Annotated in this window: 21 protein-coding genes; 15 read left to right on the top strand and 6 right to left on the bottom strand. The window is 64.3% G+C overall.

What is annotated here, in order from left to right; translation table 11 throughout:
* The first annotated feature begins 109 nt into the window (after positions 1 to 109).
* From dinB to FFY45_RS19045, 4 genes are all read left to right on the top strand, one after another.
* A complete protein-coding gene (dinB, locus tag FFY45_RS19060) occupies positions 110 to 1,189 on the top strand; it encodes a DNA polymerase IV (RefSeq protein ID WP_176341625.1) in 1,080 nt (359 codons plus the stop codon).
* A 160-nt stretch (positions 1,190 to 1,349) separates the two neighbouring features.
* Positions 1,350 to 2,000: a phosphoglycolate phosphatase gene (locus FFY45_RS19055; protein ID WP_176341624.1), complete on the top strand. Its 651-nt coding sequence runs from the start codon at positions 1,350 to 1,352 to the stop codon at positions 1,998 to 2,000.
* 205 nt (positions 2,001 to 2,205) lie between these two features.
* Complete coding sequence (locus FFY45_RS19050) at positions 2,206 to 4,449, top strand: TonB-dependent siderophore receptor (RefSeq protein WP_176341623.1); 2,244 nt, start codon at positions 2,206 to 2,208, stop codon at positions 4,447 to 4,449.
* 96 nt (positions 4,450 to 4,545) lie between these two features.
* A complete protein-coding gene (locus FFY45_RS19045) occupies positions 4,546 to 5,454 on the top strand; it encodes an alpha/beta hydrolase (protein ID WP_176341666.1) in 909 nt (302 codons plus the stop codon).
* 117 nt (positions 5,455 to 5,571) lie between these two features.
* Here FFY45_RS19045 and FFY45_RS19040 read toward each other — a convergent pair whose 3' ends face one another.
* Together FFY45_RS19040 and FFY45_RS19035 are read right to left on the bottom strand one after the other, a co-directional pair.
* On the bottom strand, positions 5,572 to 5,964 hold the full coding sequence (locus FFY45_RS19040) for a TfoX/Sxy family DNA transformation protein (protein WP_176341622.1): 393 nt from the start codon (positions 5,962 to 5,964) through the stop codon (positions 5,572 to 5,574).
* The gene (locus FFY45_RS19035) at positions 5,961 to 6,443 is read right to left on the bottom strand and encodes a free L-methionine (R)-S-oxide reductase MsrC (RefSeq protein WP_006450459.1); all 483 of its coding nucleotides are present in this window, start codon (positions 6,441 to 6,443) and stop codon (positions 5,961 to 5,963) included. Before FFY45_RS19035 ends, FFY45_RS19040 begins: the two co-directional genes overlap by 4 nt.
* Before the next feature lie 117 nt (positions 6,444 to 6,560).
* Between FFY45_RS19035 and bioD the strand changes: the two genes are divergently transcribed.
* The gene (gene bioD, locus FFY45_RS19030) at positions 6,561 to 7,235 is read left to right on the top strand and encodes a dethiobiotin synthase (protein ID WP_176341621.1); all 675 of its coding nucleotides are present in this window, start codon (positions 6,561 to 6,563) and stop codon (positions 7,233 to 7,235) included.
* 174 nt (positions 7,236 to 7,409) lie between these two features.
* Here bioD and FFY45_RS19025 read toward each other — a convergent pair whose 3' ends face one another.
* Both FFY45_RS19025 and queD read right to left on the bottom strand, forming a co-directional pair.
* The gene (locus FFY45_RS19025; protein WP_176341620.1) at positions 7,410 to 7,772 is read right to left on the bottom strand and encodes a phasin family protein; all 363 of its coding nucleotides are present in this window, start codon (positions 7,770 to 7,772) and stop codon (positions 7,410 to 7,412) included.
* A gap of 193 nt (positions 7,773 to 7,965) precedes the next feature.
* The gene (queD, locus tag FFY45_RS19020) at positions 7,966 to 8,319 is read right to left on the bottom strand and encodes a 6-carboxytetrahydropterin synthase QueD (protein WP_043908738.1); all 354 of its coding nucleotides are present in this window, start codon (positions 8,317 to 8,319) and stop codon (positions 7,966 to 7,968) included.
* Positions 8,320 to 8,583: 264 nt separating this feature from the next.
* Here queD and FFY45_RS19015 point away from each other — a divergent pair, with 264 nt between their 5' ends.
* Together FFY45_RS19015 and FFY45_RS19010 are read left to right on the top strand one after the other, a co-directional pair.
* Positions 8,584 to 11,217 (top strand): TonB-dependent receptor, encoded by a 2,634-nt coding sequence (locus FFY45_RS19015; RefSeq protein ID WP_343204116.1) that lies wholly within the window; start codon positions 8,584 to 8,586, stop codon positions 11,215 to 11,217.
* A gap of 111 nt (positions 11,218 to 11,328) precedes the next feature.
* Positions 11,329 to 13,614 (top strand): transferrin receptor-like dimerization domain-containing protein, encoded by a 2,286-nt coding sequence (locus FFY45_RS19010; protein ID WP_176341618.1) that lies wholly within the window; start codon positions 11,329 to 11,331, stop codon positions 13,612 to 13,614.
* A 185-nt stretch (positions 13,615 to 13,799) separates the two neighbouring features.
* On the opposite strand, the gene FFY45_RS19005 is transcribed toward FFY45_RS19010, so the two are convergent.
* Complete coding sequence (locus FFY45_RS19005; protein ID WP_006450465.1) at positions 13,800 to 15,188, bottom strand: DEAD/DEAH box helicase; 1,389 nt, start codon at positions 15,186 to 15,188, stop codon at positions 13,800 to 13,802.
* Positions 15,189 to 15,496: 308 nt separating this feature from the next.
* Between FFY45_RS19005 and FFY45_RS19000 the strand changes: the two genes are divergently transcribed.
* Both FFY45_RS19000 and maiA read left to right on the top strand, forming a co-directional pair.
* Positions 15,497 to 16,555 (top strand): fumarylacetoacetate hydrolase family protein, encoded by a 1,059-nt coding sequence (locus FFY45_RS19000; RefSeq protein ID WP_176341665.1) that lies wholly within the window; start codon positions 15,497 to 15,499, stop codon positions 16,553 to 16,555.
* Positions 16,556 to 16,610: 55 nt separating this feature from the next.
* A complete protein-coding gene (maiA, locus tag FFY45_RS18995) occupies positions 16,611 to 17,273 on the top strand; it encodes a maleylacetoacetate isomerase (RefSeq protein WP_176341617.1) in 663 nt (220 codons plus the stop codon).
* A 512-nt stretch (positions 17,274 to 17,785) separates the two neighbouring features.
* On the opposite strand, the gene FFY45_RS18990 is transcribed toward maiA, so the two are convergent.
* Entirely contained in the window at positions 17,786 to 18,919 is a 1,134-nt protein-coding gene (locus FFY45_RS18990; RefSeq protein ID WP_006449645.1) for a PilT/PilU family type 4a pilus ATPase, read from the bottom strand.
* A gap of 98 nt (positions 18,920 to 19,017) precedes the next feature.
* Between FFY45_RS18990 and FFY45_RS18985 the strand changes: the two genes are divergently transcribed.
* The 6 genes from FFY45_RS18985 (at position 19,018) to FFY45_RS18960 (ending at position 25,114) form a co-directional block, all read left to right on the top strand.
* On the top strand, positions 19,018 to 19,401 hold the full coding sequence (locus FFY45_RS18985) for a DUF4398 domain-containing protein (protein ID WP_115039715.1): 384 nt from the start codon (positions 19,018 to 19,020) through the stop codon (positions 19,399 to 19,401).
* On the top strand, positions 19,398 to 20,288 hold the full coding sequence (locus FFY45_RS18980) for an OmpA family protein (RefSeq protein WP_176341616.1): 891 nt from the start codon (positions 19,398 to 19,400) through the stop codon (positions 20,286 to 20,288). The genes FFY45_RS18985 and FFY45_RS18980 overlap by 4 nt, the downstream gene beginning before the upstream one ends.
* Positions 20,289 to 20,625: 337 nt before the next feature.
* Positions 20,626 to 20,844 carry an HP1242/YdcH family protein gene (locus FFY45_RS18975; RefSeq protein WP_002814034.1) on the top strand — a complete coding sequence of 73 codons (219 nt, stop codon included), beginning with the start codon at positions 20,626 to 20,628 and terminating at the stop codon, positions 20,842 to 20,844.
* Positions 20,845 to 21,063: 219 nt separating this feature from the next.
* On the top strand, positions 21,064 to 22,434 hold the full coding sequence (locus FFY45_RS18970; RefSeq protein ID WP_176341615.1) for a pyridoxal-phosphate dependent enzyme: 1,371 nt from the start codon (positions 21,064 to 21,066) through the stop codon (positions 22,432 to 22,434).
* Positions 22,435 to 22,535: 101 nt separating this feature from the next.
* The gene (locus FFY45_RS18965) at positions 22,536 to 23,735 is read left to right on the top strand and encodes a cystathionine gamma-synthase (protein WP_176341614.1); all 1,200 of its coding nucleotides are present in this window, start codon (positions 22,536 to 22,538) and stop codon (positions 23,733 to 23,735) included.
* Positions 23,732 to 25,114 carry a glycosyltransferase family 4 protein gene (locus FFY45_RS18960; protein ID WP_176341613.1) on the top strand — a complete coding sequence of 461 codons (1,383 nt, stop codon included), beginning with the start codon at positions 23,732 to 23,734 and terminating at the stop codon, positions 25,112 to 25,114. Before FFY45_RS18965 ends, FFY45_RS18960 begins: the two co-directional genes overlap by 4 nt.
* Positions 25,115 to 25,201 lie beyond the last annotated feature (87 nt).

Below are 25,201 nucleotides of genomic sequence, written 5' to 3'. Positions count from 1 at the left end.
GTGTTCAACCGGTTGCGCGGTGCGGCAAGCGGTCTGTGCAGGCCGGATCAAGGCGTGAGACGCGGCTGATTTATCATGTGTATTCAGCACTTGGAGAGATGCCAGCTTGATGCGCAAGATCGTGCACGTGGACATGGATGCGTTCTACGCGTCCGTGGAGCAACGTGACGATCCATCGCTGCGCGGCAAGCCGGTGGTGGTGGCGTGGCGCGGTGCGCGCTCGGTGGTGTGCGCGGCCTCCTACGAAGCGCGTACCTTCGGTATTCGTTCGGCCATGCCGGCGATGCGTGCCGAGCGTCTATGCCCGGATGCGGTGTTCGTGCCGCCGGATTTTGCGCGTTACAAGGCGGTGTCGCGGCAGGTGCGCGAGATCTTCTATCGGCATACCGATCTGGTCGAGCCGTTGTCGCTGGACGAGGCCTATCTGGATGTCACGCAAGCCAAGACCGGCATGCAACTGGCCACCGAAATCGCGCAACTGATCCGCACCCAGATCCGCGAGGAAACCCAGCTCACTGCATCGGCCGGCATCGCGCCGAACAAATTCCTGGCCAAGATCGCTTCGGACTGGCGCAAGCCCGACGGGCAGTTCGTCATCGCGCCCAGTCGTGTGGATGCGTTCCTGCTGCCGCTGCCGGTCAATCGTATTCCCGGCGTGGGCAAGGTAATGGATGGCAAGCTGGCAGCGTTGGGGATTGTCACCGTCAGCGATCTGCGGCTGCGCCCCCTGGAAGAATTGCAGGCGCATTTCGGCAGCTTCGGGCAGAGCCTGTATCGCCGCGCGCGTGGCATCGACGAGCGTCCGGTCGAGCCGGATCAGGAGGTGCAGTCGGTCTCCTCGGAAGACACCTTCAGCGAAGATATCGCGCTGGAGGCGCTGGATCCGCACATCCTGCGCCTGGCCGAAAAAACCTGGCTCGCCACGCGGCGCACCGAGCGTATCGGGCGCACCGTGGTGCTGAAATTGAAGACCTCGAATTTTCGCATTCTGACCCGCTCGTACACGCCGGAGCAGCCACCGGCCTCACTTGAGGCACTGGCAGAGATTGCATTGGCGCTGACCCGGCGCGTGGAGTTGCCCGCCGACACGCGCTATCGCCTGGTCGGTGTGGGTTTGAGCGGTTTCAGCGATGCGGAAGAGGGCGCGGTGCAGGGCGAGTTGTTCGGCGATGTGCCTCAGGCGCAGTGAGTGCGATGCGCGGTGCCTGCACTGCTGCGGCGTTGGCGTGCTGTAGGCATCAATAACTGCATCGACGATGCATCCACACTCCCCATCGCTCCACGGTGACACGCTGTGAATCCTGCACTTCGTACACTGCGCCTCGCTCTCCCCACACAAGGCAGTCCGCATGTATCCGTATCCACTGGTGATTTTCGACCTGGATGGCACGCTGGTGGACAGCGCACCGAATATCGCCGAAGCGCTCAATGCCACCTTGCAGGAGCTTGGGCTGCAGCAGTTCAGCGAGGCGACGATCCGCAGCTGGATCGGCGAAGGCGTGCACGTGCTGCTTGCCACCGCGTTGCGCGAAGCCGGCGGCACGCACGATGCCGATACCGAAATGCCGGTGATGATGCGGCACTACGCAGCCTGCCTGCTGCACAACCCACAGTTGTACCCCGGTGTTGCCGAGGCGTTGGCCGGCCTGCGCGAGGCCGGCGCCACGCTGGCGTTGTGCACCAACAAGCCGTCGCGCTTTGTCGCACCGTTGCTGGAGCATCTGGGCATCGCGGCGCATTTCAGCACGGTGCTCGGTGGCGATTCATTGCCGCAGCGCAAGCCCGACCCAGCGCCGCTGCTGCACCTGGCCAGGCAGTTCCAGCTCACACCGCAGCAATGCCTGATGGTGGGCGATTCGGCCACCGATGCAGCCGCCGCAAATGCGGCTGCAATGCCGTTGGCGATGGTGCGCTACGGCTATTTGCGTGGGTTCGATGTACAGACCTCCGGCGCGGTTGCCATTGTCGATGACATGCGCGAACTGCTTGCGTTGAAGTAGCGCGCAGCAGCGCCACCGCAGATCGACCATTTGAGAATGAATCGCATCTGTGTAGAATGCGCGGACAATCTTGACTGCGTTGTAGCGCCTTGCACGTACCCAGTGCACGTTGCACGCATCACTCCCACCGTGTCACCTCAAGCCGTCGCCAGAGGTCCATCTCCTGTCGAGAGGTTTGAGAATGTCCGCATCACGCCGGTCATGGATGTCTGTGCCTGCACGCCGTCCCGTGTTGTCCTACCGTCAGCTGGTGCTGGCCATTGCCCTCGGTTGTAGCAGCTGCATTTGCAGCGCATCTGCCGAAGACGCCGCAGCCGATCCGCAATCGCTGGACACCGTGCACGTCACTGCCGCACAGATCGCCCGGCAAGCGTTGGGTTCGTCGGTGATCACGGCCGAAGACATCGAGCGGCGCCCGCCGGTCAACGATCTCTCGCAGCTGCTGCGCACCATGCCGGGCGTCAATCTCACCGGCAACAGTGCCTCTGGCCAGTACGGCAACAACCGCCAGATCGATCTGCGCGGTATGGGTCCGGAAAACACGCTGATTCTGGTCGATGGCAAGCCGGTGGGATCGCGCGATGCGGTGCGTATGGGCCGCAGCGGCGAGCGCAATACGCGTGGCGACACCAACTGGGTGCCGGCCGAAGCGGTGGAGCGCATCGAAGTGCTGCGCGGCCCGGCCGCGGCACGCTATGGCTCAGGTGCCTCCGGTGGCGTGGTCAACATCATCACCAAGAAGCCGACCGGCGATCTGACCGGCTCGATGACGGTGTTCGGTCTTGTGCCGCAGCACAGTGCCGAAGGCGGCGGTCAGCGTGCCGGCTTCCAGCTCAGCGGCCCGCTGTCCGACACGTTCTCGTTCCGTCTCTACGGCAACCTCAACAAAACCGATCCGGATTCGCTGGATCTCAATCGCCGCTTCGCCAGCAACGCTGCCGCAGTGCCACCAGCCGGGCGCGAGGGCGTGCGCAACAAGGACATCAACGGCCTGCTGCGTTGGGACCCGATGGACGGCCAGGTGATCGAACTCGATGCCGGCTTCAGCCGCCAGGGCAATCTGTACGCGGGCGACCGTGCGGTCAGTGCCGACGGCCTGGCCGGCGCGGATCTCAGCGCCTTGTTCGGCAGCGAAACCAATACCATGATCCGCCGCACCGCATCGCTGACCCATCGCGGCACCTGGGCGCTGGGCACCTCGCGCCTCACCGCTGCCTATGAAGGCACCGACAACACCCGCCTCAACGAAGGCCTGGCCGGCGGGCCGGAAGGCTCCATCGCCGCCGGCCTGCTCAACTCCACCGCCACGCTCGATAACCTCAACATCGATGGCGAATTCAACATGCCGTTGCAGGCCTGGGCCGAACAGGTGCTCACGCTGGGCTTCGAGCGCCGCCAGAGCCGCCTCAGCGATGCCTATTCGATGTCGCAGGCCGTCACCGCCGGCGGTGGCTTCCCCGGCCTTGCCGCAGGCGCACGCAGTCCACGCAGCGAGGCCACGCTCAGCGCGGTGTATCTGGAAGACAACATCTACGCCACCGAGCGGCTGACGCTCACGCCGGGCCTGCGGCTGGATCACCACAGCCAGTTCGGCAACAACCTCAGCCCCAGCCTCAACGTGCAATACAAACTCACCGAAGACTGGCTGCTCAAAGGCGGCATCGCGCGCGCGTTCAAGGCGCCAAACCTGTACCAGTCCAACGCCAATTATCTGTATTACACGCGCGGCAATGGCTGCCCGGTGCTGTTCCCCAATCTCGGCTCGGGCTGCTATATCCAGGGCAACGACAACCTCGATCCGGAGACCAGCATCAACAAGGAGATCGGCATCGAGTGGGCACCGCAGAGCGGTCACCACGCCTCGCTGACGTACTTCCATAACGCGTACGACGACAAGATCGTCGCCGGTATGACGCCGGTCAATATCACCGTCGACAGACGTGGGCAGGTGTTCCAGTGGACCAACGCATCGGAAGCGATCGTGCAGGGCGTGGAGGGCAATCTCACCCTGCCGCTGCTGGGCGAGCAGGGCCGCGAGCTGAAGTGGAATACCAACGTCACCTACATGATCGAGAACAAGAACACCGCCACCGATCAACCGCTGTCGGTGATCCCGGAATACACTGTCAACACCACGCTGGATTGGCAGCCGACCCAGGCCTTGTCGCTGCTGCTCACCGGGACCTTCTACGGCAAGCAGGAGTCGGCCACGCAATCGAGCACCAGCGGCGGTGCCATCGCCCCCGACACGCGCGACCCCTATGACCTGTGGGGCGTCAGTGCGCGTTACCGGATCACCCGCAAGGTCAGCGTGGGCGTCGGTGTGGACAATCTGTTCGACACCCGTCTGTTCCGCGAAGGCACCAACAACACCGGCGGCGCGGCGGGTGCAGCCACCTACAACGAACCCGGGCGCGCGTACTGGGCGAGCCTGAGTTTCGGCTTCTGACAGCGACGCGGCGCTGCGCGTGAACGTGCGCGCCGCAACAAGGAGAGTGCGATGACCCGACAGCATCGTTGGCGGCTTGCGTGTGCCGCTGCGCTGATGTGGATCGCCGGCGCTATGCCGGCGTTCGCGCAGCCGGATCTGACCCGCACGCTCGGCAGCACCGTTGCCGAGCGTCCCAGCGCCTCGTATGTCTTCAGCGCGTTGCGTTTGGACTCGGTCGATGGCCAACGCCGTTACCGTGTGCGGATTGCCTCACCCAAGGCAGCGCCGCCCGCTGCGGGATATCCGGTGGTGTATCTGCTGGATGGCAATGCGGCATTGATGGAACTGGATGAGCGCCTGCTCGACAGCCTGTCCACGCACGGCGCTGCACCGGTGCTGGTGTTCATCGCCGACGACAGTGCGCTGCGCATCGATGCGGTGGGGCGCAGTCTGGATTACACGCCTGCGCGTTTTACCGATGGCCGTGTGGAAACCGATCCGCTGAATCCACAGCGCAGGACCGGCGGCGCGGCCGCATTCGCGCAACTGATCGCCACACGCATTCGCCCGCAGGTGGAAGCGCGCGTGTCGGTCGATCGTCAGCGGCAAACGCTATGGGGCCATTCGTATGGCGGGCTGTTCGTGCTGCAGGTGTTGTTGACGCAGCCGCAGCTGTTTCAACACTACGTCGCGGTCGATCCATCGCTGTGGTGGGGCGATGGGTTTATCGTCCAGCAGGCGCGGCGCGTGGTGGATCAGGCACAAGCAGCTTCTGCAGACATGCAGCCATCGAAGCGTCGTCTGACGCTGACGGCAGGCGAGGGCAGGCCACCGGGACAAGATGCAGCACCGGATCGCCCCGGGCGGCCGCGTGCAGATCCACACGCTGCACGGAATCTCGTCACGCTGTTGTCGTCGTTACCCGGCCTCACCGCCGAGTACCAGCCGCTACCCGGCCTTAGCCATGGTCAGACGCTGGGTGCATCGCTTGCGCCAACGTTACGGGATGCAGCGACGCGTTGATGATGCCATCGAGCGATCGATCGAAGATCGATCGCTCGAGAAAACCAACAATCACGCTGCTGCCAATCGCATCACCATCGCCACGCGCACACAGCTGCTGCAACCCGGCACAGACGCTCAATCGTCGTGCGTCTCGCCTGTTGCCGCATCGTCATCGGCAGCCTCAGGCATCTCGCCATGCGTATCGTCGTTATCGGCGCGCGCGTAGTGCACGGTCTCCACCGGCCCACCCACCGCGCGCCCACGCACCGGCAGCAACGCGCTGGCCGCTTCGTACTCGGCCAGCAAGGCATGCCGCCGCGCTTCTGGCACCTCCTGCCAATGGCAGTCAGTCAACGCACCCTCGAGCGAATACAGCAGATTGAGGCTGGGCTTGAAGCCGGCGCGGCGCACTTTGACGAACGCGCCCACCGCCCCCACCGCCTGCAGATCCTCCTGCGTGCGCAGGCCGACCTGACGCAGCCACGCTGCACTTTTCGGGCCGATATTGCGCAGCCGTTCGGTGGTCACGTCAGCGCGCCGACAAAGACTTGCGCAATGGCTTCCAGGCCGCGCTGGTCGTCGGCATCGAAGCGATCCAGCTCCGGGCTGTCCAGATCCAGCACGCCGATCAGCGCATCGCCCTTGACCAGCGGAATCACCAGCTCCGAGCGCGACGCCGAATCGCAGGCGATATGTCCGGGGAAGGCGTCCACGTCGGCAATGCGCTGGCTCTGCCGAGTGCTGGCGGCCGCGCCGCACACACCCTTGTCCAGCGGAATGCGCACGCAGGCCGGCAAGCCCTGAAACGGGCCCACCACCAGCTCGCGGCCGTCGTAAAAGTAGAAGCCGGCCCAGTTGAGCGACGGCAACGCGTTGAAGATCAGTGCGGCCAGGTTGGCGGCATTGGCGATCCGATCCGGCTCGCCATGCACCAGTGCCTGGGCCTGGGCGGTGAGCTGGGCGTATTGTTCCGGCTTGCTGCCGGTCAGCGAAGAAGTTGCGAACATGGCCGAAGTCTAGCAGCGGCCATCCGCAGGGTCGTTGCGACTCAGCGTTCCGTTTGGATCTGCACGCTATGCTGCGCGCCCTCACGGCAACCGCGGCGCGGCCGCAGGAACAAACGCATGCAGCTTTCGGCGTTCTATGTCACCGGCACCGACACCGGCATCGGCAAGACCATGGGCAGCACCGCGCTGCTGCACGCACTGCGCGCGCGCGGGCACACCGCAGTAGGCATGAAGCCGGTTGCCAGCGGTTGCGAGCAAACCGCGCACGGCTGGCGCAACGAGGACGCCCTGGCGCTGCAGGACGCCAGCGAGCCGCAACCCGACTACGCCACCCTCAATCCCTATGCCTTGCCGGCCCCGCTGGCGCCGGAGCTGGCTGCGGCCGATGTCGGCGTCACCCTGTCGCTGGAGCCGATCGCCCGCGCCTTCGCGCAATTGCGCGCGCAGGCCGAGGTGGTGGTGGTCGAAGGCGTCGGGGGCTGGGCCGCGCCGCTGAGCGCCGATCTGGACCAGGCCGATCTGGTCCGCGCACTCAAGCTGCCCGTCGTGCTGGTGGTCGGCGTGCGGCTGGGCTGCATCAATCACGCGCGCCTGACTGCCGCCGCCATCGCCGCCGATGGGCTGGACTGCATCGGCTGGATCGCCAACGAAATCGATCCGCAGATGGAGCGCATCGAAGAGAACATCGACATGCTGCGCCAGCGCCTGACGATGCCGTGCTGGGGCCGGATCGCATGGCGTCCGGGTGCCGATGCCGCGATTCAGGCGCAAGGGCTGCAGCTGCCGGAATAAGTGGAACCGGCGGTCTGGCGACTGCACAGCGGCCAGACAAGCGCCGCCACGGGCGGTGTCGGCAGCACGCAGGCCAATCGCAGACAATAAAAAAGCCCGACAGAGGGAGGGATCTGTCGGGCCGGATTGCATGGGGGGAGGGACCCATGCAAAGACGCTGAATTTTGGTGGCGGTTACTTGCTCCGGGTGTTGCCTTTGCTCGCTTGCTCGTTGTTGGCGTCGAACTGCTGCTTGGCCAGTTGGCCGAGCGCATCGGAGGCCTTCAAGCCCAGGCCGACCACTTCCTGATTGACCGAGGCCAGACGTTCCAGGTTGTCGCGGGCCAGTTGCAGCCCCTTCGGCCAGAGCGTCTGGTAGGCGCCCAGGTCGCGTGCCTGTGCAAACTCACCGAAGAAGCTGGTGGTCGCGCTCACGTTTTGTTCCAAGGTCTTCAGCTGCAGGCCAAACGCGTTTTCTGCGTGTTCCATCGCCAACTGGTTGGCGCGTGCCGCCGCGGAAGCAAAGCTGCTGAAGCCGTTTTCGAACTGCGCCGACATTGCGAACCCCTTGGGGAATGCTGTGACCGTTTGTTGCGTTGCAGCATACGCGGATATTGTTGCGATGCAACACGTTTGCTGAAAATTTCCAAAACGGCTTCAAAAACCTCTTGGAATCAATGCACTATCCAGTCCGCAGAAACGGCAAGGCCGCCCAGTAGGCGGCCTTGCGTCACGCGATTGCGCCAGGCGATCAGCCGCGATAACGGCAGCCGGACGTGCAGGTTTCGTGCACCACGATCTCGCTCAACTGCGGCAGCGCCGGCTTGAGCTGCTGCCAGATCCAGATCGCCAGACGCTCGCTGGTCGGGTTCTCCAATCCCTCGATGTCGTTGAGGTAGTGGTGGTCCAGGCGGTCGTAGATCGGTTGGAAGGCGGCCTTGATGTCGCCGAAATCCATGATCCAGCCGGTCTCGGCACCCGGCTCGCCGCTGACATGCAGCTCGATCCGGAAGGAATGCCCGTGCAAGCGGGCGCACTTGTGCCCGGGCGGCACATTGGGAAGCCGATGCGCGGCTTCGAGCGTAAAGACTTTGAAGATATCCATGCGCGCCATTGTAAGTGCGCCAGTGCTTTTCGGGCTGTGCCAATCGCAGCGAGACAGTCCATCTGCGGGCTCTTGAAGACAAGCAGCACGCGTTGTTCTCGTTGTGCTCAATCGCCATACGCAGCGCACGACGTCCGACGCGCGTCTTACCGCGTCTGGCTGCCAGCGTGTGTCACAGCGCGTCATATCCCTATGCAGTTATGTAATTTTTGTTAATCAATCGCGCGTGGCCCACTGCAAAACCCCCATTCATGGATGCCGTGCGTGAAGCGCCCTACGCCTTACCTGCTGTCCCTTGCCGTTCTCTCGGCGCTGATTCCCCTCGCTCATGCCGACGACGCGACATCCGACACGGGCAAGACCTTGGCCACCGTCAGCGTCACCGGCTCCAACATCAAGCGCACCGACAGCGAAGGCCCGAACCCGGTGCAGGTGATCGACCGCCAGCAGCTGGAGCAGTCCGGCAAGGTCACTGTCGCCGACGCGCTGCGCTCGATCTCCGCCAACACCGGCAACGCCACCAACGAAACCACCAACAACGGGTGGGCCTCCGGCTCGGCGGGTATCGGCCTGCGCGGCCTGTCGCAGAAGAACACCCTGGTGCTGCTCAACGGACGCCGCCTGGCCAATTACGGCTTTCCCGCCAATGGCCTGGGCGACACCTTCGTCAACCTCAACGCGCTGCCGCTGGTGGCGGTGGAACGCATCGAAGTGCTCAAGGACGGCGCCTCTGCCGTGTACGGCTCCGATGCGGTGGCCGGGGTGGTCAACATCATCACCCGGCAGGATTTCCAGGGCGCCGAACTCGGCATCAGCGGCGGCACCTCCGATCAGGGCGGCATGGATACACAGCGCGCCAAGTTCATCGGCGGCATCGGCGATCTAGACAGCGACGGCTACAACATCCTTTTCAGTTTCGATGCCTATAACCGCGACCGGCTGGATCAGGACCAGCGCGAACTGACGCGCTCCGGCATCTATACCGATCTGCCGGGTGGGCGCTGGAACGGCTGGTCGGCCAAGGGCGCGCGCTATCTGGTCGGCGGCCGCTCGGTGCCGATGCTGGATGCGCAAGGCAACTGCCCCGCCGGTACAGTACTCACCGCCAGCGCGCCGATCGACGGCCTGGCCGGCGACACCTGCGGCTTCAACCAGGCCCCGTTCACCACGCTGATCCCCTCGACCAAGCGCTATCAGGCCTACACCAACGCCACCTTCCGGCTCAGCGAGAACGTCGAAGCCTTCGGCGAGGCGCTCTACAGCGAGGTCAAGGGCGTGTCGATCTTCGGCTCCAGCCCGTACTTCACCCTGGAAGGCGGCCGCTTCGCCTTGAACGCCACCACCGGGCTGGCCGAGCCGGTGTCCAACCTGCTGCCTGCCTCCAGCCCGTACAACCCGTACGGCACGGCGGTACCGATCGAATACACCTTCTTCGACCTGGGTCAGACGGTCAAAACCAACCGCTCGCAGTCCTACCGGTTTCTCGGCGGCGTGCGCGGCAAGACCGAACGCTGGGATTGGGAAGCGGCGGCATTCGCCGCGCGCAGCACCGAGCACGAAACCGTGTCCGGTGGCTTCGCCAATCGCTTCACCCTGGCGCAGGCGCTGGCCGACGGCAGCTACAACCTGCTCAACCCGTCCGCCACGCCGCAATCGGTGATCGACGGCATCAACCTCAGCACGCTGCGCCCGGCGCAATCGACGCTGCGCGGCGTCGATGCAAAAGTGTCCGGCAACCTGTTCGAGCTGCCGGCCGGCAGCGTCGGATTCGCCGCCGGTGCCGAGTGGCGTCAGGAAGAATTGGTCTCGCGTAATCCGCTGCAGATCGATCAGGGCCTGCAGATCCGCCCGGCGATTGCCGCGGTGGACGGCGACCGCAAGGTGTCGGCGCTGTATGCCGAGGTCAATGTGCCGCTGCTGCAATCGCTGGAACTGCAACTTGCCGGGCGTGGCGATCACTACAGCGATTTCGGAAATGCGTTTTCACCCAAGGCCAGCCTGCGTTGGCAGCCGCTCGACGCGTTGCTGGTGCGCGCGGCCGCCTCGCGTGGCTTTCGCGCACCGTCGCTGTCGGAGAATGCGGCCAGCACCAATATCTCCTACGGCTCGGTGGTCGATCCGTTCGATCCGGACGTGCCGGGCTCGCGCCAGAACCCGACCTTCTTCACCGTCGGCAACACCAAGCTCAATCCGGAGCGCACGCGCAGCTACAACCTTGGCGTGGTGCTGTCGCCGTGGGCCGACACCAGCCTAAGCGTGGACTGGTACAAGATCGAACTGGAGAATCTGGTCGGCACCGGCAACAACACCACCATCGTGCAGAACAACGACCCGGCCGATGTCATCCGCAACGAGCGCGGCACGCTGGTGGCGGTGTACAACCGTTATCAAAACCTCAGCGAGCTGACCACCTCCGGTATCGATGTCGAATTGCGCCAGCGCTGGCGCACCGAAGCGGCCGGCAACTTCGGCCTCAATACCGCTTACACCCACGTGCGCGATTACCGCCGCCCCACCGTGGTCGGTGGCCCGTTGCAGGAGTACGCCGGCAGCAACCTCGGTCCCTCGTTGCCGCGCAACAAGGCGACCACCACGCTGGACTGGAATCTGGGCACCGTCAGTGCGGCGCTGACCTGGTACTACACCGGCGGCTACGACCAGAAGGCCAGCGCGGCAGCGAGTGCATTGCAGTCGCGCGTGGGCGACTACAACCAGTTCGATCTGTATCTGGGCTACACCGGTATCGACAAGCTCACGCTCTACGCCAAGATCGAGAATCTGGCCGACAAGCAGCCGCCGGTGGATGCCTCGTTCCCGGGTATTCGCGCGCCGTACGACTTCACCCAGTACGACCTGCGTGGGCGCTATTTCACCGTGGGCCTGGACTATCGCTTCTGATCGGCGCACGCACGGCCCGTGTGCGGTCGTGCGATGGTGGCTGTGTGCTCGCCAGCGTCGTGCATCAACCCAATCGCGGTTTACCCCGGACACTTTATTCAAGGAACTACGATGACCTCTTCGCAGCACGCCTGGCTACTCGCCCTGGCATTCGTCGCGCCTGCCCTGGCCGCACAACCTGCGGCCCAACCCGCTGCGCTGCCCGGTTACGACACCGCTGCCGCACAGGCGCAACGCGCGCTGGAAGCACGTTTCGATAGCGGATTGAAGGGCGCCGATTATCGCGGCTGGTTGAAGCAATGGGCGTCGGCGCCCAACCACGTCGGCTCGCCGCATAACCTGGAAAACGCCCGCGATCTGCAAACGCGCCTGCGTGCCTACGGGTGGGATGCGCGCATCGAAACCTTCGAAGTGTTGTGGCCCTCGCCCAAGACCTCGCAGCTGGAACTGCTCGGCGCCAAGCCGTATGTCGCGCGTCTCAAGGAGCCGCCGTTGCCGGGCGACAGTACCTCCACCCAGACCGACAACGTGCTGCCGCCCTACGTAATCTATGGCGGCAATGGCGATGTCACCGGCGATCTGGTCTACGTCAATTACGGCATCGCCGAAGACTACGAAGCGCTCGCGCGCAACGGCGTGGACGTGCGCGGCAAGATCGTCATTGCCCGCTACGGCAAAGGTTGGCGCGGGCTCAAGCCGCGGCTGGCGCAGGAGCATGGTGCGATCGGCGCGATCATCTATTCCGATCCGCGCGACGACGGTTATTTTCAGGATCAGGCGTATCCGGATGGCCCGGCGCGCAACCAGTGGAGCGTGCAACGCGGCTCGGTCGCCAACTTCGCGATCTATCCCGGCGACCCGCTCACCCCGGGCATCGGCGCCAGCAAGGGCGCCAGACGCCTGAAGATCGAGCAGGCCGGCAGCGTGCTGAAGATTCCCACGCTGCCGATCAGTTGGGGCGACGCGCAGCCCTTGCTTGCCGCCCTGGGCGGGCCGGTGGCACCGGAAGACTGGCGCGGCGCCTTGCCGATCACCTACCGCATCGGCGGCGATGACACCGCGCGCGTGCGCCTCAAGGTCGATGCGGATTGGGGCAGCAAGACCATCTACAACGTCATCGCCACCCTGCGCGGCAGCGAATATCCGGACCAGTGGGTGGTGCGCGGCAATCACCGCGACGGCTGGGTGTTCGGCGCGGCCGATCCTTTGTCGGGCACCACCGCATTGCTGGCCGAAGCCAAGGCAATCGGTGAGCTGGCCAAGCAGGGGCAGCGCCCCAAGCGCACGCTCGTCTATGCGAGCTGGGACGGCGAAGAAGCCGGCTTGCTGGGCTCCACCGAATGGGCCGAACAGCACGCCGACGAACTGCGCCGCAAGGCGGTGCTGTACGTCAACACCGACGGCAATGGGCGCGGCTTTCTCAATGCCGGCGGCAGCCATGCGCTGCAACGCCTGGTCAACGGCGTGGCGGCGGATCTGCGCGATCCCGACAGCGGCGTGAGCGTGCTCGAACGGCAACGCGCACGTGCCCGCATCGATGCATTGGCACCCACCGCCAAGCCGGCGCAAAAAGACATCGCCAAGCAGGTCGCGGCCGGTGGCGATGTGCCGCTCAAGGCGCTTGGCTCGGGCAGCGACTACAGCCCGTTCCTGCAGCATCTGGGGCTGGCGACGCTGGATCTGGGCTATAGCGGGCAGGGCGGCGGTAGCGGCGTCTATCACTCGCTGTACGACTCCTACGATTATTTCGCGCGCTATATCGATCCGGATTTCAGCTATCTGCCGCTGTTGTCGCAGACCGTAGGCCGCACCGTGTTGCGCGTGGCAAATGCACCAGTGTTGCCGCAGCGTTTCGGCGATTTTGCCGATGCGGTGGCCGGTTACGCGCAGGAGCTCAAGCAGCAGGCCGACAGCGATCGCACTGCCGCACGCACCCAGGCCGAGTTGTTGCAGGCCGGTGCCTACGCCGCGGTCGACAATCCCAATCGCCCGCAACGTGCCCCCGAGCCGAAAGCCGCAGTGCCGGAGATTGACTTCGCCGTATTGGATCAGGCGATTACGCGCTTGCAGACCAGTGCCAAGCGCTACGACAGTGCACTCGCATCGCGCGGCGGTGCGTTGGATGCACGCGTGCGCGGCAAGCTCAATGCCTCGCTGCAGCGCATCGACCAGACCCTGCTGGCCGAAGGCGGTTTGCCGGGGCGACCGTGGTACCGCAATCTTATCTACGCACCCGGCCTTGCCACCGGCTACGAGGTCAAGACCTTGCCGGGCATTCGCGAAGCGCTGGAAGACCGCCGCTGGGACGATCTCAGCAAATACATTGCGCAGACCGCCGCAGTGCTGGATCGGTATCGCGAGGCGATCGGTCGCAATACGGCATTGATCGAAGGCTGATCAGCGCGCGCGTGGCTGGCACGTGTCGTCCGTGTGGAAGCAAGCTGTGTCGCACACGATTTGCATGCGCCTGTAGCGACATGTCTACATTGCCCAGCTTGCGCCCACAAAAAAGCCGCCCGAAGGGCGGCTTTTTCTTTCAGTTCACCGCATGCCTAAGCGCCGGTCGCACCGGCGCACAGGATTCAGCGCGTGCCGCTCGGACGCTGACCACCACGGCCACCATCGCGACGGCCTGCGCCGGCACCGGCAGCAACACCGGCCTGACGCGGCCCGCTGCTGCGCTGGCCACCCGGCTTCTTCGGGCCGGCATGCGCATGCGCCTGACGCGGTGCATCGCCATGCGGACGACGGGCGTGGCTCTTGCGCGGCGCGCGATCGCCACCCGGCTGTTCGGCACGGCCCGGGGCGCTGTTGCCCCAGCGGATCGGGGTCTGCGGCTCGTAGCCCGGCACGTCGCGGATTTCAACATCGCGGCCCAACATGCGCACGATCTGGCGCAGCAGCTTGGCCTCGTCCTGCGCCACCAGCGAGATCGCCTCGCCGGTGGAGCCGTTACGGCCGGTACGGCCGATGCGGTGCACGTAATCCTCGGCCACCATCGGCAGGTCGTAGTTGATGACCTTCGGCAGCTCGTTGATGTCGATGCCGCGCGCGGCGATATCGGTGGCCACCAGCACGGTCACGCGGCCGGCCTTGAAGTCGCTCAGGGCACGCATACGCTGACCCTGGCTCTTGTTGCCGTGGATCGCCGCGGTCTTGATGCCGGATTTTTCCAGGAACAGCGCCAGCTTGTCGCTGCCGTGCTTGGTGCGCGCAAAGACCAGGGTCTGCTCGCGGCTGTCCTGCGCCAGCAGGTGCAGCAGCAGATCGCGCTTGCGGGCGCCATCGACCGGGTGCACGCGGTGGGTGATGCTCTCGGCCACGGTGTTGCTCGGGGTGACCTGGATCTGCATCGGGTTGCGCATGAATTCCAGCGCCAGCTGCTTGATGTTCTCTTCGAACGTCGCCGAGAACAGCAGGGTCTGGCGGTCCTGGCGCGGCAGCTTGGTCAGGATGCGCTTGATCGACGGCAAAAAGCCCATGTCGAGCATGCGGTCGGCTTCGTCCAGGATCAGCACTTCGATGCCGGACAGGTCCACGCTGCGACGCTCGATATGGTCGATCAGCCGGCCCGGGCAGGCGATCAGCAGGTCTACGCCACGACGCAGGGTGTCGAGCTGGTTGCCCATACCCACGCCGCCGTAGATCACCGCGCTCGGAATGCGCAGGTACTTGCTGTAGCCGCGCAGGCTGTCATGCACCTGGGTGGCCAGCTCACGGGTGGGGGTCAGGATCAGCGCGCGCGGCTTGCGCGGGCCGTTGACCGGCTGCGGCGTGGTGCCCAGGTGCTGCAGCAGCGGCAGGCCGAACGCGGCGGTCTTGCCGGTACCGGTCTGTGCGCCGGCCAGCAGGTCGTGACCTGCCAGCACCAGCGGGATCGCCTGCTGCTGGATCGCGGTGGGGGTTTCATAGCCCTGCTCGGCCAACGCGCGCAGCAGGAAGGGCGCAAGGCCCAGGGATTCAAAAGACATCAGGAAGCTCCAAGTAAAGCGTCGCCACCAGGCAGAGCCCGGAGCGCAGACGCATTGCAGATGCAAAAAAGTGAGGCTCGGAGCGTTCCCGTGAACCGCGCTGCGAGATGGTGGAACAACCCAATCAAAGAGCGATGGGTTTGTCGGCACCACGAAAGGCGTCGGGTGGGGCGGGCGAGCGGATCGATCGATCCTGGCCTCGCCGGCTGTCCCTAAGGGAAACGGACGGCCGCATGCAGACCCGGCAAGTGTACGCGCGTTTGGCGCGCTGCACAAAAGGCGAGTTCATCGGTTGGGCTACGGGTCAGTTGTTTCAACTGCAACCAGTGTTGCAGCAGGCCGTACAATCGGCCGATCAGCCACAGCACAGGATGGTCATGAAGCTAGGTTCCCTGAAGGAAGGCGGCCGCGACGGCAGCCTGATCGTGGTCTCGCGCGATCTGCGCACGGCGGTGCGCGCCACCGGTATCGCGCCCACGCTGCAGCGCGCGCTGGAGGACTGGAGCAATGTCGCGCCGCGACTGAATGCCTTGTCGGCCTCGCTCAACGAGGGCAGTGCCGATGGCGTGTTCGATCTGGATCTGCAGGCACTGGCCGCGCCGCTCCCGCGCGCCTACGAGTTCGTCGATGGCAGCGCCTACCTGCCGCATGTGGAGCGGGTGCGTCGTGCGCGCAATGCCGAGGTGCCGGAGAGCTTCTATACCGACCCGCTGATGTATCAGGCCACCAGCGCCGGGTTCTACGGCCCGCGTGACGCCATCAAGGTGATCAGCGAGGAGCACGGCATCGATCTGGAAGCCGAACTGGTGGTGATCACCGACGATGTACCGATGGGCGCCTCGCCCGAGCAGGCCGCCGCGCATATCCAGCTGGTCGGCCTGGTCAACGATGTGTCGCTGCGCAACCTGATCCCGGCCGAGCTCGCCAAGGGCTTCGGTTTCGTGCAATCCAAGCCGCGCTCGGCGCTGTCGCCGGTGTTCGTCACCGTGGACGAGTTGGACGAGGCATGGCGCGACAACAAGGTGCATCTGCCGCTGGTCACCCACGTCAACGGCACCTGGTTCGGTGCGCCGGAAGCCGGCAACGACATGCAGTTCGACTTCGCCCAGTTGATCGCCCACGCTGCCAAAACGCGGCCGCTCTCGGCCGGCACCATCGTCGGCTCCGGCACCATCGCCAATCAGGACACCACGCTGGGTGCCTCGTGTTTTGCCGAACAGCGCGTGGTGGAAACCTTGCGCGACGGCAAGCCAAGCACGCCGTTCATGTCCTTCGGCGACGTGGTGCGGATCGAAATGTTCGATGCCGATGGCACCAGCATCTTCGGGGCGATCGAACAGCGCATCGAACGTCAGCCGCTGCCATGACATCGGCAAAGGCGTCTGCGAAGGTCGCTACGAACACCTGCACGCGGGGCAGGGCATGAGCGCGCCACTGGAATTGTTTTCGTACTGGCGCTCCAGCGCCGCGTATCGCGTGCGCATCGGCCTGCAGTTGAAGGCGCTGGCCTACATCGCACATCCGGTGCATCTGGTGCGCGATGGCGGCGAGCAGCACGCGCCGGCGTATGCGCAGCTCAATCCGCAGGAACTGGTGCCCACGTTGCGGCATGGCACGGTGGTGATTCCGCAGTCGCTGGCGATCCTGGAATATCTGGAAGAGGCGTTCCCGGACAGTGCGCGGTTGCTACCCGCCGCGCCGGCCGAGCGCGCCCGCGTGCGTGCATTGGCGCAGGTCATCGCCTGCGATGTGCATCCGCTCAACAATCTGCGCGTCACCCAGTTTTTCGAACGCGAATGGCAACTGGCTGCCGCACAACGCCAGAAGTGGACGCAGCACTGGATGCAACGCGGGTTTGCGGCATTGGAAGCGCAGTTGGGCAATGACCTGCACACCGGCGCGTTCTGCCACGGCGACACGCCGGGTCTGGCCGATTGCTTGCTGATTCCGCAGCTCTACAACGCGCGCCGTTTCGCCGTCGATCTGACGCCGTATCCAACCCTGCAACGCATCGAACAGGCCTGCCTGGCACTGCCGGCGTTCGATGCGGCGCGGCCGGAAGTGCAGCCTGACGCTGCAGTGTAGACGCGGGGAGTTGCCGGCTGCTCTGCCCTTCGGGCAGCCTCCCGCAATGCGGGGGCGCGCAGAGCGATCGACACGCGTGCGGTCGCTGATGCTCACGCCGGTCTACTGCAGGGTGCTGATCTGTTGCTTGGCTGCAGGGCCCTTGCCCGCCCACCATCGCGGGACACGCCGCAAGTACGTCTGTTTAGCGGCATCCATGCCGCGTAAGGTCCCGCGACGGTGGGCGGGCAAGGACCAGTCAAGATGCTCGGTGCGCGTAGCTATTCTCAAAGCAACCAGCAGACTTTCTGGTGCGGTGTCCTCGCCGATTGCGGGACCATGTGGCAGCATGGATGCCGCCACTGAGCCTCCATGGACGGATTCACGGCGTGTCCCGCGAGCGGTGAGGGCACCGCGCCCTCGACCCGACTAGGCCTGTTGATCTGGACTTTTGACTGCATCCAACAAGATGCGACCAACAAAGCCACTGCGCTCACCGCCAGGCGGCCGCACGCTACATTTTGTTGGTCGCTCTAAACAAATCCGTGGCTGATCTTGGGCGCTGCGGCCGTTTCGTAATCCGCGTACGGGTCGTGCTCACCGGAGCCGCCTTCGGACAGGCGGAACTTCAGCGCCAGACCATCGCGCGAGTCGGCGGCGCGCAGCGCTTCCTCCTGCTCGATTTCGCCGGATTTGACCATGCGGAACAGGCATTGGTCGAAGGTCTGCATGCCTTCTTCCAGCGACTCTTCCATCGCCGCCTTGACCTCGTGCACCTGCCCGCGTCGCAGTAGGTCGCGAATCATCGGGGTGTTGAGCAAGACTTCGGTGGCGGGGCGGCGGCGTCCGTCCTGGCCCTTGACCAGGCGTTGCGACACCACCGCACGCAAATTCAGCGCCAGATTCATCAGCACGTTCTTGTGCGCGCTTTCCGGGAAGAAATTGAGAATGCGCTCGATGGTCTGATCGGCATTGTTGGAATGCAGTGTCGCCAGACACAGGTGACCGGTTTCGGCAAATGCAATCGCCGCCTCCATGGTCTCGGCATCCAGGATTTCGCCGATCAGGATCACGTCCGGCGCCTCGCGCATCGCGTTCTTCAGCGCGCTCTGGAAGGTGTGGGTGTCCAGGCCGACTTCGCGCTGGTTCACGATCGACATCTTGTGCTTGTGCAGGTATTCGATCGGGTCCTCGATGGTGAGGATGTGCCCGGTGGTGGTGCTGTTGCGGTGGTCGATCATCGAGGCCAGCGAGGTCGACTTGCCGGAGCCGGTCGAGCCGACCAGCAGCACCAGGCCGCGCGGCGTCATGATGACGTCCTTGAGCACCTGCGGCAGGTTGAGCTCTTCGATGCTCGGGATCCGGCTGCGGATGGCGCGGATCACCATGCCTGCTTCGCCGCGCTGCTTGAACACGTTCACACGGAAGCGTCCGGCGTCGGGCAGCGAGATGGCCATGTTGAGTTCCAGGTCGCGCTCGAACTGCGGCACCTGGCCCTCGTCCATCAACGAGTAGGCGATTTTCTTGACCATCCCCGGCGGCAACCCCGTATTGCCGAGCGGGTAGAGCTTGCCTTCGATCTTGATGTACACCGGCGCGCCGGTGGTCAAAAACATGTCCGAGGCATTCTTTTCGGTCATCAGCTTCAGGAAGTAGCCGATATCCATGCGCAATGGTTCCCCAACAAACAGCAGCGTCTCGTTGCAAGTCCGCCGCAGGCTTCCGACAATGGCCGTGCTCGAGACTTCTCGCTACGGCTCCCCTAATGACGGCTAGCTTCGCATACTTGCGGCGATCCCTGTATGGCATCGCCTGTTTCATGGTTCTTTCCTCTCCCGCCGCCGCCCAGGTGGCACCGGAGCTCACCGCCGCCGAACAGGCCGTGCAACGCGCCACCCAGGCCGATGCCGACCAATACGCCCCCGATCTGGTCAATCTGGCCCGACAGGAATTGATGCAGGCCCAGCAGGCGCAACTGGACAAGCGCCAGCGCAAGCAGGTGCCGCAGATCGCCTTGCGCGCTGCTGCCGATGCCGATCTGGCCAAGGCACGCAGCGAAGAAGCGGTGGTCAGCGCCCAGCTGGAACAGCGCCGCAAGGAAGTGGCGCAGTTGCAGAACAGCCTCAACACCGGGGAGGGTGGCCGATGAAACTGCGTCCTCTTTTCTATATCGGTGTAATGAGCCTGGCCACACTGCCGTCGCTGGCGATGGCCGCCAAGGACGACCCGCAGGCCGACGCGCTCAACCGGCGCCTGGCTGCGCTGCAGAACGACCCGCAGACCAATGAACTGGCCCGCTTCGAGCGGCTGCAGGCGCAGCAGATCGTGGCGGCGCTGGCCGAAGCCAAGCGGCGCGACCGCGACGAACTGATATTTCTGGCCGACCGCCGGGTCGAAATCGCCGAACGCACCGCCCGCACCGCACTGGCACGGCGCGAGCTGGACCGGCTGGAAGGCACCCGCAACGATCTGCTGATCGAAGCCAGCCGCCGGGATGCTTCACGCGCCCGGCAAGAGGCCGAGCGTCTGCGCGTGCAGGCGCAGATCCAGGCTGAAGAGGCCGAGCGCATGCGTCAGGCGGCCGAGCAGGAAACCCTGGCCCGCCAGGACGCCGAGCTGGCGCTGACCAGCGTGGCCGGCAAGCAGACCGCCAAGCTCAATGCGGCCCAGCAGAAAGCCGTGCAACTGGCGCACGAAGAAGCCGAACTGGTGTCCGGGGCCAAGTTGCCCTCCGCCAGGTTCGAACCCCGCGGCGAAGTGTTTTCGTTGGGTAGCGGCGCGTTCGGCGGCAAGACCGCGCTGTCTGGCGATGCTGCAGGGCAGGCCAAGGCGTTGGCCGAATATCTGAACATCGGCAAGAAGGGTCGGGTGAGCATCGTCGGTTTCGACAGCGACGCAGCCACCGCCAAGAAGCGGGCCGAAGCGGTGCGCGATGCGCTGGTCGCCGCCGGGGTGACCAGCGCACGCTTGCAGGTCAGCGGGACCAAGGCTGCCGCCAGCAAGACGCGCGCTGCCGAGGTGGTCGTCTCGCCGTAATGCAAGTGGTTGGAAGTTAAGGTCTTTTAACCCGGGCATGACGCCCGGTTGAACCGCGGTCACTGATTGACACAGGGAACGGCAAAAGCAGCCGTTCTGGCCTTGAACCCCCTCCGCGACCGGCGTAGGGTCGTACTCCCGGGCAGCACTCCGCTGCCTTGGAAGTACGGAGGGCCGGGCCAGTGACGCAAGGGCACGCAACAACGCAATTCGGTGGAAAGATTGTTGGTTCCGCCAGTGCGCTTGCCATTGTGATCCGCGAGTCTTCCATCCCCAAGCTGCGCCCCGTGCCATCCGTGGCCGGGGCGTTCTTGTTTTAAGTGAAGGAGGTAACGCCATGTTCGAAGGGCAACCGCAGACCGAAATCGACGCATTGGTCAAGTCCGATCCCGAGTTCAAGCAGCTGTACCAACGCCACAAGCTCTTGAACAAGAAATGCATGGATGCCGAACTCGGGGTGCTCCCGATCGACGACGTGACCTTGGGCCAGATGAAACGCGAGAAATTGCAGGCCAAAGAAAAGCTCACCCGGATGTACGACCAGCTCACGCACTGATCCTTCCCCACCATCCAGAACAAGTTCACCGCCGCGGGCGGTGGCAGCCTCCTCGTCGGCTCGCCACCGTCCGCGTCTTTATCTGTGCGGCCGTTGGAGCGGCGGCTGAGCACGCTCGTTCATAGGCGAGCGCGATCGTTTCCAGTCTGAATGAGCATTCCCCAGCCGTTCGTCGGATAATGGGCGGCCTAGCCCACGCGGCGCAGCGACGATATCCCGATGGCGATCCACTCCTCCGTACTCGAACTGATCGGCAACACGCCGATCGTCAAGGCACAGCACCTGGACACCGGCGTCTGCGAGCTGTTCTTCAAGCTGGAGGCGGCCAACCCCGGGGGATCGATCAAGGACCGCATCGGCCTGTCGATGATCGAAGCGGCCGAGCAGCGCGGCGATCTGACGCCTGGCGCCACGCTGGTCGAAGGCACCGCCGGCAACACCGGTCTGGGCCTGGCATTGGTGGCGCAGCAGAAGGGCTACAAGTTGATCCTGGTGGTGCCGGACAAGATGAGCCGCGAGAAGATTTTCAACCTCAAGGCCATGGGCGCCCAGGTGGTGCTGACGCGCTCGGACGTGGCCAAGGGCCACCCGGAGTATTACCAGGACCTGGCCGCCAAGATCGCCGCCGAGACGCCCGGCGCCTACTTCATCAATCAGTTCGGCAACCCCGACAACCCGGCCGCGCACGAATTCGGCACCGGCCCGGAAATCCTGGCACAGATGGACGGCAATCTGGACGCGATCGTGTTCGGCTGCGGCAGCTCCGGCACCATGACCGGCCTGTCGCGCGCGTTCGCCACCGCCTCGCCGCACACCGAGCTGGTGCTGGCCGACCCGGTCGGCTCGATCCTGACCCAGTACATCGAAGAAGGCACCGTCAGCGAGAAATCCGGCAGCTGGCTGGTCGAAGGCATCGGCGAGGACTTCCTGCCGGATATCTCCGATTTCTCGCGGGTCAAGAAGGCCTATTCGATCACCGACGCGGAAAGCTTTCACACTGCGCGCGAATTGCTGGCCAAGGAGGGCATCCTCGGCGGCTCATCCACCGGCACCTTGCTGGCCGCGGCGCTGAAGTATTGCCGCGAGCAGACCACGCCCAAGTGCGTGCTGGTGTTCGTCTGCGATACCGGCAACAAGTACCTGTCCAAGATGTACAACGACTACTGGATGCTGGACAACGGTTTTCTGGAGCGCCCGCAGCACGGCGATCTGCGCGACCTGATCCTGCGCCCTTACAACAAGCGCGATACCGTGGTGGTGGGCCCGAAAGACCTGCTGACCACCGCCTATCAGCGCATGAAGCTGTACGACGTTTCGCAACTGCCGGTGATCGACGACGGCGAGCTGGTCGGCATCGTCGACGAAAGCGACGTGCTGCTGCATGTGTATGGCGACGAGGCGCGTTTCCGCGACCCGATCTCCACCGCCATGGTCAGCAAGCTCGATCGCCTGGATGTCGCCTCCCCGATCGAAGCGCTGCTGCCGGTGTTCGACCGCGGCCAGGTCGCCATCGTCATGGACGGCAACCAGTTCCTGGGCCTGATCACCCGTATCGACCTGCTCAACTACCTGCGCCGCCGCGTGCAGTGATCGCATGCAGTGATCGGTAGCGCCGCGCGCCCGGATGAGACGCGCGGCACCGGCCATTCAGACCTGCTTGTTACAATTCGCCACTTTTTCCGGGAACCTCCATGTCCAATCGCACCACACCCAGCCACGATGGCGCGCGCGAACTCTCGCTTGCCACGCTGGCGATCCATGGAGGGCAGTCGCCGGACCCCAGCACCGGGGCGGTGATGCCGCCGATCTACGCGACGTCCACCTATGCGCAGTCCAGCCCGGGCGAGCATCAGGGCTTCGAGTACTCGCGCACCCACAACCCCACGCGTTTCGCCTATGAGCGCTGCGTCGCCGCGCTGGAAGGCGGCACGCGCGCGTTCGCGTTCGCCTCCGGCATGGCCGCCACCTCCACCGTGATGGAACTGCTGGATGCCGGCAGCCACGTCGTAGCGATGGACGACCTGTATGGCGGCACCTTCCGCCTGTTCGAGCGCGTGCGTCGCCGCACCGCCGGCCTGGATTTCAGCTTCGTCGACCTGACCGACCCGGCCGCCTTCGAAGCGGCGATCCGCCCCGACACCAAGGTGGTGTGGATCGAAACCCCGACCAACCCGATGCTCAAGCTGGTCGACATCGCCGCCATTGCTGCCATCGCGCGCAAGCACGGCCTGCTGATCGTGGTCGACAACACCTTCGCCTCGCCGATGCTGCAGCGCCCGCTAGCGCTGGGCGCCGACATCGTCGTGCACTCGGCCACCAAGTACCTCAACGGCCACTCCGACATGGTCGGCGGCATCGCAGTGGTCGGCGACAACGCAGAACTGGCCGAGCAACTGGCGTTCCTGCAGAACTCCATCGGCGGCGTGCAAGGCCCGTTCGACAGCTTCCTCGCCCTGCGCGGCCTCAAGACCCTGCCGCTGCGCATGCGCGCGCATTGCGAGAACGCCCTGGCGCTGGCGCAGTGGCTGGAAACCCACCCCGCGATCGAAAAGGTGATTTACCCCGGCCTGACCTCGCACCCGCAGCACGCACTGGCGAAGACACAGATGACCGGCTTCGGCGGCATTGTCTCGATCGTCCTCAAAGGCGGCTTCGAGGCGGCCAGGCACTTTTGCGAACGCACTGAACTCTTCACCTTGGCCGAATCGCTCGGCGGCGTGGAAAGTCTGGTGAATCATCCTGCGGTTATGACGCATGCCTCCATTCCGGTCGAGCGCCGCGCGCAGCTTGGTATCAGCGATGCGCTGGTGCGGCTGAGTGTGGGGATTGAGGATGTTGGGGATTTGAAGGTGGATTTGGAGCGGGCGCTCGAGGCTTCCGGTTCTCCATGACGGCGTCTCCGCAACGTCAGGGCATCTCTGCTTCCTGGCGAACCGGGCTGGCAGGACTTCACCTGCAGGCATGGGTACGTCAGCAGTCCTGGCTGCAAGGCATCTATCGGTTGTTTCCGCGCAGTTTGCGCGATCGCGTATCGGCAGCTCTGTCCGCCCGCTCCATCGTCCAGACGCGCTTCCAGCGCACGGATGCCTGGGAGCAAGCCCCAACTGGCAACGATGCGTCTTGGCGGGTCGAGAAAGAGAGCGTCCCGCCCACGTTCGATGCGTCAGCGGGAATCAATATCCTTGGCTATATTCGCGGCGAGTTCGGGTTGGCAGAGAGTGCCAGGATGTATGCGCGCGCGCTCATCAATGCAGGGGTTCCAGTGTCGTTGTATGACCTGGAAATAGGGCAGCCACACTCCTGCCAGGACCGGAGCATGGATGGATTCATTGATCAGCGCATGCCGCACCGGGTTACCGTCGTGTTCGTGAATCCTGACTACCTGGAGGCCGCGTTCGAGCACGTCGGTCGCGCGAGAATGAAGGGGCACTACGTGATCGCCTGCTGGTTCTGGGAGCTTGAAGTGGTTCCCCAGAGCTGGCTAGGTGCCATCGCGCTAGTGGACGAGATCATGGTTGCCTCACAGTTCATCGAGAACGCCTTCCGACGCATCACAGACAAGCCGATCATGCGGCTGCCTCTGCCGTTGTCCGACTGCCGCGATAGTGGTCTGCAGAGGCATGACTTCGGGCTGGAAGTCGACAAGTTCGTCTTTCTTTTCACTTTCGACTTTCATTCTTTTGTCACCAGAAAGAATCCCCAAGCCGTTGTGCATGCATTTCAACAGGCATTCCCACGCGACCGTGACGATGTTCGTCTCGTTTTGAAGTCAAGCAACGGCCACATGCACCTGGAGCAGATGCGTGAACTCCTCACACTTGTGATGGGAGATTCACGGATTCTGTTACGTGACGAGGTGATCGACAAAATGCATGTGCGTGCACTTCAGCGATGCTGCGACGTCTATGTTTCGTTGCATCGTGCTGAAGGTTTCGGACTGGGGCTTGCCGAGTGCATGTCGCTGGGTAAGCCCGTCATTGCTACCGGATGGTCGGGCAATATGGAATTCATGACCGAGAGCAACTCGTGTCTTGTAGAGTACGATTTGGTCTCAGTTGACGGGCAGTATCCCGATTCGAACGGCGCGCGCTGGGCCGAGCCGCGAATTGAAAGTGCAGCTGATGCCATGCGTCGCCTTGCCGACGATCCAGAGCGAGCGCGCGCGCTGGGCATGGCGGCAAGAGACGATATCCGCTTGCGACTTTCACCAGAGCGTGCGGCGCGACACCTGTTGGCAAAGGTCGCGGAAGTAACCGAAGTAATGGACTGACCGCACAGGCAACATTGTGGCCTTAACCAGGCATGCATCGATTTGCGTGCACCTGCTTCAACAAAGTGCTGAACAATTTCTGAGGTA

It is taken from the genome of Xanthomonas hortorum, from assembly GCF_011305375.1.
In the GTDB taxonomy this organism is placed as follows: domain Bacteria; phylum Pseudomonadota; class Gammaproteobacteria; order Xanthomonadales; family Xanthomonadaceae; genus Xanthomonas; species Xanthomonas hortorum_E.
The sequence above is the reverse complement of the archived record's forward strand: the minus strand, read 5'-3'. Positions and strand labels throughout refer to the sequence as shown.